The 10,541-nt window shown below is 56.2% G+C and carries 10 protein-coding genes; 8 read left to right on the plus strand and 2 right to left on the minus strand.

The window, feature by feature from the left end; genetic code table 11:
- The first annotated feature begins 101 nt into the window (after window positions 1–101).
- Both G512_RS0113560 and G512_RS0113565 read left to right on the plus strand, forming a co-directional pair.
- A complete protein-coding gene (locus G512_RS0113560; protein ID WP_036489813.1) occupies window positions 102–524 on the plus strand; it encodes a hypothetical protein in 423 nt (140 codons plus the stop codon).
- A gap of 87 nt (window positions 525–611) precedes the next feature.
- Complete coding sequence (locus G512_RS0113565; protein ID WP_028482191.1) at window positions 612–818, plus strand: hypothetical protein; 207 nt, start codon at window positions 612–614, stop codon at window positions 816–818.
- Window positions 819–891: 73 nt separating this feature from the next.
- On the opposite strand, the gene nqrM is transcribed toward G512_RS0113565, so the two are convergent.
- Window positions 892–1,131 (minus strand): (Na+)-NQR maturation NqrM, encoded by a 240-nt coding sequence (nqrM, locus tag G512_RS0113570; RefSeq protein WP_028482192.1) that lies wholly within the window; start codon window positions 1,129–1,131, stop codon window positions 892–894.
- A 7-nt stretch (window positions 1,132–1,138) separates the two neighbouring features.
- Window positions 1,139–2,176, minus strand: a complete 1,038-nt coding sequence (locus G512_RS0113575; protein WP_028482193.1) for an FAD:protein FMN transferase — start codon at window positions 2,174–2,176, stop codon at window positions 1,139–1,141.
- Window positions 2,177–2,700: 524 nt separating this feature from the next.
- On the opposite strand from G512_RS0113575, the gene G512_RS0113580 reads away from it, so the two are divergent.
- The 6 genes from G512_RS0113580 to nqrF are packed head-to-tail and all read left to right on the plus strand — an operon-like array spanning window position 2,701 to window position 8,578.
- The gene (locus G512_RS0113580; RefSeq protein WP_028482194.1) at window positions 2,701–4,050 is read left to right on the plus strand and encodes a Na(+)-translocating NADH-quinone reductase subunit A; all 1,350 of its coding nucleotides are present in this window, start codon (window positions 2,701–2,703) and stop codon (window positions 4,048–4,050) included.
- Window positions 4,051–4,053: 3 nt separating this feature from the next.
- Window positions 4,054–5,262, plus strand: a complete 1,209-nt coding sequence (locus G512_RS0113585; protein ID WP_028482195.1) for an NADH:ubiquinone reductase (Na(+)-transporting) subunit B — start codon at window positions 4,054–4,056, stop codon at window positions 5,260–5,262.
- Window positions 5,255–6,079 carry a Na(+)-translocating NADH-quinone reductase subunit C gene (locus G512_RS0113590; RefSeq protein WP_228130514.1) on the plus strand — a complete coding sequence of 275 codons (825 nt, stop codon included), beginning with the start codon at window positions 5,255–5,257 and terminating at the stop codon, window positions 6,077–6,079. Before G512_RS0113585 ends, G512_RS0113590 begins: the two co-directional genes overlap by 8 nt.
- Entirely contained in the window at window positions 6,079–6,735 is a 657-nt protein-coding gene (locus G512_RS0113595) for an NADH:ubiquinone reductase (Na(+)-transporting) subunit D (protein ID WP_028482197.1), read from the plus strand. The genes G512_RS0113590 and G512_RS0113595 overlap by 1 nt, the downstream gene beginning before the upstream one ends.
- Window positions 6,736–6,737: 2 nt before the next feature.
- On the plus strand, window positions 6,738–7,346 hold the full coding sequence (gene nqrE / locus G512_RS0113600) for an NADH:ubiquinone reductase (Na(+)-transporting) subunit E (RefSeq protein ID WP_028482198.1): 609 nt from the start codon (window positions 6,738–6,740) through the stop codon (window positions 7,344–7,346).
- An 11-nt stretch (window positions 7,347–7,357) separates the two neighbouring features.
- Window positions 7,358–8,578 carry an NADH:ubiquinone reductase (Na(+)-transporting) subunit F gene (nqrF, locus tag G512_RS0113605; protein ID WP_028482199.1) on the plus strand — a complete coding sequence of 407 codons (1,221 nt, stop codon included), beginning with the start codon at window positions 7,358–7,360 and terminating at the stop codon, window positions 8,576–8,578.
- Window positions 8,579–10,541 lie beyond the last annotated feature (1,963 nt).

The raw sequence follows: 10,541 nt of genomic DNA on the forward strand, positions 1-10,541 counted from the left end.
CAAGCAGAACATCCATGTCATAGGGCTGTTGCGTATATCTGGCGGTTTTCGCATGCTCCCATGAAGTCACGGGGCTACACATACAAGACGGGAGAAGACTGATGAAAGCGCCATCTCTTAACAGGCGGCTTGCAGCCGCAAAAGCAGTCGGGCTCGTGGTGGGACTTGTCATTTTTTTTATTACACCTTTGGTGTGGCCCGATGCTGACATGATGTTGCGGATCGGGATGCTGCTCTGGTACGTGACGCTTGGTGGCATTATTGGGCTTGCCGGTGTTTTGGACCGGCACCCGGCGCTGGGCATCGCCTTGCCTTGGTGGCTGTTGGCCCCGCTGCTGGGTGGGTGGATGAATTTGGTGATCGTGCTGTTTACCTATGACCGTTTTAAGGCGCTAACCCTCTCAAATTTCGGGGATGTTGGCATTTATGCCTCGCCATTCTGGTTTGTGCCCGAAGGTGTCTTGTTCGGGCTGGTTGCGGGTGGGGTGGCCCATCTGGCAGGGGGCTCGGGCCGCAAACCGTGATATCGGTTTGCCGGGCGGCCTGTTGCATCCGGGGCTCTGCTCCACTAAGTCGGGATCCATAGCAGGTATTTTTGTGAAAGTATTCCTATGGACGAGCTCTTGGGCCTATTTACCAACATGTCCCGTTGGTGGGGGGTGGTGTTTCTGGTGGTGTTTATGGTGTCGGGACGCATGTTCCGGGATACATGGCGCGCCCAGAAACAAGGTTGGCAAGCCAAGTGCAGCGTCTATGGCGTGATCGCTGCACTCATGTTTGGATTGATGGTGTTCGGCAGCTTCGACTTTTCCAGCTAGCACATGCCCTGCGCTGAAACGCCGCGGCTTTGCGCAGGGGTGTCGTGCCTTCTTGCCGAACACAATTACGGAATCAGGCAGCGCTACTGTTGGCGGCCTTGTTCTTGCAAGGGTGCAACTTGTCACGCAACGGGCTGTTGGGATCAACTTCGCGGTTGCAGATGACGCAATGGTCGCTGCCCTCGATGGCGTTCAAACCGCCGCAGCTGCCTTGAATGGGTTTGTTGCGGAACACCGCTCCAATGGCCATGCCGGCCATGACAATCATAAGCGCAGCAAAAACAACACCGAATACAGCAAAAAAGGTTGTCATAGGTCAGTTACCCCTGAGGTTGGTTCGGGCGAGCCTCGAGTTTGGAAAAGGCCGAAGACGCCTGTTCGGAAAACCCGCCTTGCGCGCGGATGATCATGAATACCGGCAGGTTTTCCCGCTCCGCCAGTTCCATGCCCTTGTCCGGGCCCATGGCGTAGATGGCTGTCGCCCATCCATCCGCCAAAGCCGCTGTGTCTGCCAGCACAGTCACAGAGGCGAGCTTGTGACTGATAGGCCGTCCCGTGACCGGATCAATGATGTGAGACAGGCGTTTGCCGTCGACTTCCTTGTAGTTGCGGTAGTCGCCGGAGGTTGCCATGCCCATGTCCTCAACCTCGATCACGTGTTGCAAGACACGTTGAGACGGATCCGGCTTTTCTATGCCCACCACCCAAGGTGTCCCTTTTGAATTCAGACCTTTGGCATAAAGGTCTCCGCCGATCTCCACGAGGTATTCGCTAAAACCGTTGTCTTCCAGTGTCGCGGCGATCTTGTCGACGCCAAACCCCTTTGCAATCGCAGAGAGGTTGACCGTGGTTTGCGGATTGACCTTGCGCAGCGCAGGCGGATCGGTCTCGAACTCCAACATGGTTGCCATGCCGACAGCGTTCAAGGCAGCATGGATTTCTTCTGCACTGGGTTCTGGCGGCAGATCTTCACTGGGGCCGAACCCCCACAAGTCGATCAGCGGCGCCAGCGTGACGTCAAATCGTCCGCCGCTCAGCTCATGCAGTTTCAACGAGGATTGCATGATATCGCTGAAGTCCTTGGAGACCGGCAGCCATTCCGTGCTGCGGGAGGCATTGAACCTTTCCACTTCGGAGGACGGAATCCAGTTGGATAGGCTGTTGTTGACCTCCTTGAGGCTGGCGTCAATGGCTTGCTGAAGTTTGGTGCCGCTGAGTGGATTGTCGCCCTTGATCACGCGCACGTGGTAGGTCGTGCCCATGGTGGAGCCGGAGAACTTGATTTCCTGCCGCGTGGCCTCTTCCGGGCTACAGGCCGCCAGAAGGAGCGCAAACAGGGCAAGAGCGAAACGATGCATGGAGGCCTCGGTCGTGACAGTGTTTTGCCGCGTAATCCGCTTTATTGCGTATGCTGTCAAGTGAAATGATGTTTGAACGATGGCTATGTCGATGCATTCAACCTTTGGTGGAGTTTTGGGCTAGCCACGTGGAGTCTTTATGCATCACTCATCCACTGCCCTGCGTGGTTTTCCGGAAAAAGCGACTTTAACGTGACGGCAGACGTTAGAATTACTCTTGAAATATCAGGGGTCGCCGGATACCTAGTCATGGAATCCACGTAAGTCTAATTGCCGTAATGTGGGATTGTGATGCGCGGCAAACCAGACCCGTGGTGGGGGTGTGTGGTGAAGGTTGCGCAGTGCAGGGGGGTACCTGCTACTGTGCGTTGCACCACCGGGCCGGGCGCATCGATCCCAAGACGATGCATGGATTTCAGGTATCAGCCAGCTGGTGCAATCGCGCCGGTGCCAACCCTGAAACTCTCTTGCCAGTGCTTTCCCCTTCCAGAAAACGTCCTATTGGAGCCTAGCAAGGGTAAGGGATGAAGATAACAAAAGGATTGGACCTGCCAATAACCGGCGCTCCGCGACAGGAAATCCACGACGGCAAACCTGTCTGGCGCGTTGCTGTACATGGCGGCGACTATAATGGGCTCAAGCCCCGAATGCTGGTCGCAGAAGGCGACCACGTCAAGAAGGGCCAGCCTCTGTTCATCGACAAGCAGTCACCGGAAATCAACTACGTTGCGCCAGGTGCCGGAACGGTTGAGGCCATCAATCGAGGTGAGCGCCGCGTCTTGCAAACAGTCGTCATTCGTCTGGATGCAGAAGAGCAGGCCGTGGAGTATCCGGCACGGGATGCGGCTCAGCTGGATGCCCTTTCGACGGAAGAAGCGCGGGAGCAATTGGCAAAGTCCGGTTTGTGGACCTCGTTCCGCACCCGCCCGTACTCCAAGACGCCGAGCTTCGACAGCGTACCGCGTTCCATTTTTGTGACTGCCATGGATTCCAATCCGCTGGCCGCTGATGCGGGGCTGGTCATCAAGCGTCGCGCGGAAGACTTTGAAGCGGGGCTGCGGGTGCTTGGCAAGCTCACTGATGGACCGGTCTTTGTTTGCCACTATCCAAAGGACGAGGTGCCGGGCAAGGGGCTGCCGCAAGTGCGTCATGAAACCTTTGAAGGTGTCCATCCGGCAGGCAATGCAGGCACGCACATTCACTTCCTTGATCCGGTCAACGAGGAAAAGACGGTCTGGACCATCGGTTATCAGGATGTCATTGCCATTGGCGCCCTGTTCGTAACCGGCCAGCTGGACATGGAGCGGGTCATCTCCGTTGCGGGTCCGCAGGCGACGGATCCGCGTCTTGTCACCACACGCGTGGGCGCGGACCTGAAGACCTTGCTGGAGGGTGAAATCAATGACGACGTGCCGGTGCGTGTTGTCTCCGGCTCCATTCTCAGTGGACGTGCAGCGCATGATCAGTTTGCTTTCCTTGGGCGTTACCACACGCAGGTGACCTTGATGGAAGAGGACACCAAGCAGGATGTGCTTGGCTGGGTGCGCCCGTTCATGTCCAAGTTCTCCAATCAGAACGTTCATCCGTCCAGTTTGTTCCGTAAATCGTTGCGGTTCCCGTTCGGGACAAATCGCAACGGGTCTGTTCGCGCCATTGTGCCTATCGGGTCTTATGAACGCGTCATGCCGCTGGACATTCTGCCTACGCAGTTGATGCGAGCTTTGGTCACTTTGGATACGGACCTCTCGCAGAAGCTGGGGGCACTTGAACTGGACGAGGAAGATCTCGCCCTGATCACGTTCGTTTGTCATTCCAAGAACGAATACGGGGCGGCGCTTCGCGCGAACCTGGAAAAAATCGAGAAAGAGGGCTGACCCGTGGGCTTGCGCAGTGGATTAGATAAACTGGCGCCGCACTTCGAAAAGGGCGGCAAGTACGAAAAGTTCTACGCCATCTACGAGATGGTGGACACGTTCCTCTACACGCCGAAGACCGTCACAAAGGCAGCTCCGCATGCCCGTGACCACATGGATCTCAAGCGCGTGATGACCTATGTGGTGCTGGCTACCGTGCCTTGTATCCTCATGGGAATGTACAACACCGGCTATCAGGCCAACTCCGCAATTGCTGCAATGGGCATGAGTGAGGTGCCGGGCTGGCGCGCGGCGATCCTGTCCGGACTGGGAATTGGCTTCAACGCCGAGAGCATCTTTGCCAACATGGTGCACGGGGCTCTTTACTTCTTCCCGATCTATATCGTGACCTTGGCTGTCGGCGGCTTTTTCGAAGTTCTGTTCGCAACCATCCGTGGTCATGAAGTGAACGAGGGCTTCCTTGTTTCCTCCATGCTCTATTCGCTCATCCTGCCCGCTTCCACGCCCTTGTGGCAGGTGGGACTTGGCATCGCCTTTGGCGTTGTTCTGGGCAAGGAAGTGTTCGGAGGAACGGGGAAAAACTTCCTGAACCCGGCCCTTACCGGGCGCGCGTTCTTGTATTTTGCCTATCCGGCTTCCATGTCCGGCGATTCCGTATGGACGCCGGTGGATGGCTTTTCAGGCGCAACCGCGTTGGGCGTAACCGCGGCAGAAGGGGTGGCAGGTCTTGCCGATCACGGCATTACCTGGACCAGTTCCTTCCTTGGCACTATTCAGGGTTCCTTCGGTGAAACCTCTGTTCTGGCTGCTGCCATCGGCATGGTGTTCCTTGTTTATACGGGCATTGCCAACTATCGCCTGATTGTTGGCTGTCTGGCCGGCATGATCGGTTTTACCCTGCTGCTCAACACCGTCGGGTCCGATACCAATCCGATGTTCGCCATGCCGTGGTATTGGCATCTGGTTACAGGTGGTTTCATGTTTGGTCTGGTCTTCATGGTGACTGAACCGGTGACCGCCGCCATGACCAATCCGGGGCGCTACATCTACGGGGCGCTGATCGGAGCCATGTGCATTCTCATTCGCGTCATCAACCCGGCGTTTCCGGAGGGCATGATGCTCGCGATCCTGTTCGCCAACATCTTCGCACCGTTGATCGACTACTACGTGGTGAAGGCCAACATCACGCGGAGGGTGAAACGCCATGCTTAAATCCAATATGGAACCTGCGCAGAACATGGGGCTGTGGGCGCGCTTCAAGGCGTTGCCTCTGGATTCCGCCCCGCGCACCATCACCGTTGCCGTCGTGTTGTGCCTGTTCTGCTCCATGATTGTTTCCGGCGCGGCTGTGATGTTGCGTCCGCAGCAGGAGCTGAACAAGGCGCTGGACAAGAAGGTCAACATTCTCAAGGTCGCCGGGCTTTATGAGCCGGGTGTTGATGTGGTCGAGGCCTACGAACGGGTCGAGCCGCGTCTTGTTGATCTTGAGACCGGCACGTTTACGGATATTGCCGATCCCAATACCTATGACCAGCGAGCCGCAGCCAACGATCCGACCATGAGTGTGGCTCTGGACGACGACCCGGCCTCCATCAAGCGGCAAGCAAAGGTTGCTTCGGTCTATCTCATTCGGAATGAGGCCGGCGCAATCGAGCGGATCATCCTGCCGGTTCATGGCTATGGATTGTGGTCCACGCTTTACGGGTTCGTAGCCCTGGAAGCGGACGGGAACGAGGTCTACGGCCTTCGGTTCTATGACCATGCAGAAACGCCGGGCCTCGGTGCCGAGGTGGACAATCCGCGGTGGCAGGCCCAGTGGCCGGGCAAGAAGATCTACGGCGAGGACGGGGATGTTCGCATCAGCGTGGCCAAGTCCGCCGGTTCTGGCCCGAACGCGCAGGACTACCACATCGATTCCCTGTCCGGGGCCACGTTGACCTCGCGCGGTGTCGATAACCTCATCCAGTTCTGGATGGGCGAGCGCGGCTTCAAGCCTTTCCTTGAAAACCTGAAGAACGGAGATGCCTAATGGCTGAGAGCAGAAAAAAGATGTTGCTCGACCCGCTCGTCGACAACAACCCGATCACCCTTCAGGTTTTGGGTATTTGTTCCGCGTTGGCGGTGACCTCCTCCCTGCAGGTGGCACTTGTCATGTCTCTTGCGGTGACTTCGGTCGTGGCCTTGTCGAACTTCTCGATCTCGCTGATCCGGAATCAGATTCCCTCTTCCATCCGCATTATCGTGCAGATGGTGATTATTGCCTCGCTGGTGATCCTGGTGGACCAGATCCTCAAGGCTTACCTCTATGAAATCTCAAAGACCCTCTCTGTCTTTGTGGGCCTCATCATCACCAACTGTATCGTAATGGGCCGTGCGGAAGCGTTTGCCATGAAAAACCCGCCGATCCCGTCCCTGATTGATGGGCTTGGCAATGGTTTGGGCTACTCGCTGATCCTCATGCTCGTAGGGTTTGTGCGCGAGTTGTTTGGTTCGGGGTCGCTGTTTGGAGTGCAAATTCTGCAAACGGTGAACAATGGCGGTTGGTACGTTCCCAACGGCATGTTGCTGTTGCCGCCCTCTGCGTTCTTCATCATCGGTTTGATCATCTGGGCCTTCCGCACATGGAAGCCGGCTCAGGTTGAAAAGCGTGAATACAAGATCATGGAAACGGAAGGGGCACACTGATCATGGAAGGTCTCGTTTCTCTTGCCGTCAAGGCGATCTTTGTCGAGAACCTCGCGCTCGCCTTCTTCCTTGGCATGTGTACGTTCCTCGCGGTTTCCAAAAAGGTGGATACCGCCATGGGGCTCGGCATTTCAGTCGTGATCGTTCAGGGCATCACCGTTCCGGTCAACAATTTGCTGTACCACTATCTGCTCAATGAAGGAGCGCTTTCCTGGGCGGGTCTGCAAAATGTGGATCTGCGTTTCCTCGGTCTCATTTGTTACATCGGTGTGATTGCGGCGATGGTGCAGATTCTGGAAATGGTTTTGGATCGCTTTTTTCCGGCCCTTTACAACGCGCTGGGCATCTTCTTGCCCCTGATTACCGTGAACTGCGCCATTCTGGGTGGGTCGCTGTTCATGGTGGAGCGTGACTACAGCTTCCCGGAGGCCAGTGTTTACGGGGTATCCTCTGGAATCGGCTGGGCGCTGGCCATCACGGCGATGGCAGGTGTGCGTGAGAAGCTCAAGTACTCCGATGTTCCCGACGGACTTCAGGGGTTGGGCATTACATTTATCACCGCAGGTTTGATGGCCATGGGTTTCATGGCGTTCTCCGGCGTTAAACTTTAAGGGGGCGGATCATGGAAGATTTTGCAGCAGGGATCAGCCTGTTTACCCTCATCGTTCTCGCCCTTGTGACCATTATTCTGGTGGCGCGCTCCAAGCTGGTGGCGTCGGGCAATGTCAATATCGAGATCAACGGTGAGAAAACCGTCTCCGTTCCCGCAGGTGGCAAGTTGTTGTCTGTGCTGGCGGATGAGAAGATCTTTGTGCCTTCAGCGTGTGGTGGTGGCGGTACGTGCGCCCAGTGCCGTGTGCGCATTCATGAAGGTGGTGGCTCGATTCTGGCGACGGAAGAAAGCCATATCACCAAGCGCGAAGCACGGTGTGGTGATCGTCTGTCCTGTCAGGTAGCAGTCAAGCAGGACATGAAAATCGAAGTACCGGAAGAGGTGTTTGGCGTCAAAAAGTGGGAGTGCACGGTTCGCTCCAACGATAACGTGGCGACCTTCATCAAGGAGCTGGTACTGGAACTGCCCGAAGGCGAAAACGTGAACTTCCGTGCAGGCGGGTACATTCAGATCGAGTGCCCTCCCTACAAGCATTCGTTCTCTGAGTTCGATGTGGCGGAGGAATATCGGGAGGACTGGGACAAGTTCAAGCTGTGGGATATTGAAGCGCGCAGCGATGTTCCGGTGATGCGGGCTTACTCCATGGCCAACTATCCCGAGGAGAAGGGCATCATCATGCTCAACGTGCGTATTGCAACGCCGCCTCCCGGATCAACCGGTATCCTTCCGGGTGCCATGTCCTCCTACATCTTCAACCTGAAGCCCGGGGACAAGGTCACGATTTCCGGTCCGTTTGGTGAGTTCTTTGCGCGCGATACGGACAAGGAGATGATTTTTGTCGGGGGCGGTGCGGGTATGGCGCCCATGCGTTCCCACATTTTTGATCAGTTCGGCCGCATCAAGACAAACCGTAAGGTGTCGTTCTGGTACGGTGCGCGTTCGAAGCGTGAAATGTTCTATGTGGAAGATTTCGACAAGCTGCAGGCGGAAAACCCGAACTTTGAATGGAACGTTGCCCTTTCCGACCCTTTGCCGGACGACGATTGGGATGGTTACACCGGGTTCATCCACAATGTCCTGTTCGAGCAATATCTGAAAAACCATCCGGCTCCAGAGGATTGCGAATACTACCTTTGCGGTCCCCCGATCATGAACACCTCGGTGATCAACATGCTGCTTGATCTCGGGGTGGAGCGGGAAGACATCATGCTGGATGACTTCGGCGGGTAAGCTGGGCATCTCATGGACAAGATCAGGCCGGCACCAAATGGGGTGCCGGCTTTTTCATGCGGTGCTTCGAGTTTCTCTCGGTCTCTTTCTCCCCCTCGGCTGTCATGTTGGACTTGCTCCGGCCTCCAGATTCACGGGGCCTCGCGGGTGCGCGTAGTTGCTGGTCTGGATCCCGCGTCAAGCGCGGGATGACCTGCGTGGGGTAGGGGCGAGGTTGGATCTTGGTCTTGTTGTTTTGCGTGAGCATGAGGTCGGTAGGGTTTCGGTCGGACAATTTGCAGAGAGTTCATTGTAGGGCTCTGGCCCTTTTATCTTTGCGCCGCGTTGCTGCTGGACCTGATCCTGTTTGCTTTTCGCGGTTCACTTTTGCCCTGTCCTGCCTCGTTGCCCCCGAACCTTCCATCGCCTTCCCCTCGGCTGTCATGTTGGACTTGCTCCGGCATCCAGATTAGCGGGCCTTCGCGGGTGCGCGAAACTGCCGTTCTGGATCCCGGCTCGGGGGCCGGGATGACCTGTGTGGGGTGAGCCCGTTGGCGTTCCGGATTTTGTGTCTGGCGCTTCTAGTTTCTCTCGGTCTCTTCCTTTCCTCAGCTGTCATGCCGGACAAGCGCAGCGCTGATCCGGCATCCATTTGGGCGGTTCGATGGGGCGGGCGTTGTGGCTCGTGGTGATGCGGTGCGCACGCACAATCTGCGTGTTTTGTTCAAACGAACGCATTTTGCGTGCAAGAGTTATCCTCCTTGAGGTGGGGCTGCGTTGGCGAGGGACTGCTGGCTCTTGCTCTGCCTTGGGTTGGGGGATAAGGGCGAGAATGGGTCAGCGTGACGGCTTGACGCCTTTTTTTGAGGGCGCTGTTCGTGTCGACGAATCGCGCAGGGGGATAACGTTGTGCCGTTTCGCTCGGCGCATCCGGTGGTGAGGATCCGGTTCTGGGGAGGATAAGTCGAGACCGGATTGCTGGCGCTGGTTATTCCTTGAGGCTTCAAGTGGCGGCGCTCTGCTTCTGGCTTTGTTTATTGGGTGTTCGCGACGTGGATGCGCCTCACTCGATGTGAGGTCCCACGCTTGGCCTTACCGTTTTGTGTCGTGGCTCGATCTGCGGGGTGCTCGTCCTTCCCTCGTTTGTCATGCCGGACTTGCTCCGGCATCCAGATTCACGGGGCCTCGCGGGTGCGCGTAATTGCTGGTCTGGATCCCGGCTCGGAGGCCGGGATGACCTGTGTGGGGTAGGGCGGTGTTTGTTCTTCTTCCCCTCAGCCGTCATGCCGGACAAGCGCAGCGCCGATCCGGCATCCATATGGGGGTGCGGTGTGTTTGAGCACCGCTCGTGTCGTCTCGCGTTTGTTAGTGCAGGATGTGGAGTTGTGTCTGCTTTTGCACCTTAGGTTTTTAACGGCCTGCACAAAGGGTGGGTTGTGAGGTTTTTTGTGTTTTCCCATGCGCTGTTGAAATTATGGATTTGTTAAGAGGGCTTGCCGGGCCTTGGTTTTCTGCGATGTTTTGGGTGTGTGGGGGTGGATTGGGTTGCATGGCTCTGGGGGGATTGGGAGTGGTGTTTGAGGTTTTTTCCTTGAATGGGTGATTTTTTTCAAAAGGACAGTTGACGGGGCGGGCGTGTCTGCCTATAACCCGCTCCACGCCGCCGGGACGGGGTGCTTGAGCGCTTCTGGTTGGTGGCAAAAAGATAAGGGTTTTCAAGGCATTTGCTTTGATCTTGTCTAAAGAGGCTTTTTGCTTCGGTTCATTGACAATTTTATATTGAGAAGGAAGAGAAACGCAGACGGCGGTTTTTGTTTTGATGCGCGTTGTGCATTGCACGACGGTAAAGACGAAAGCTTAGCCAGACAGGCGTTTTTCTTGAAAGTTACACCTTTAGGATGCTTTTGGCATCTTTAAGTTTGTGTTTCTCGTCGGCAGGCGCTCTTTATGGGTGTTTGTTTGATTTGAGATTTTTAAGATTGCG

It is taken from the genome of Pseudovibrio exalbescens DSM 16456 (assembly GCF_000422785.1).
Taxonomy (GTDB): Bacteria; Pseudomonadota; Alphaproteobacteria; order Rhizobiales; family Stappiaceae; genus Pseudovibrio; species Pseudovibrio exalbescens.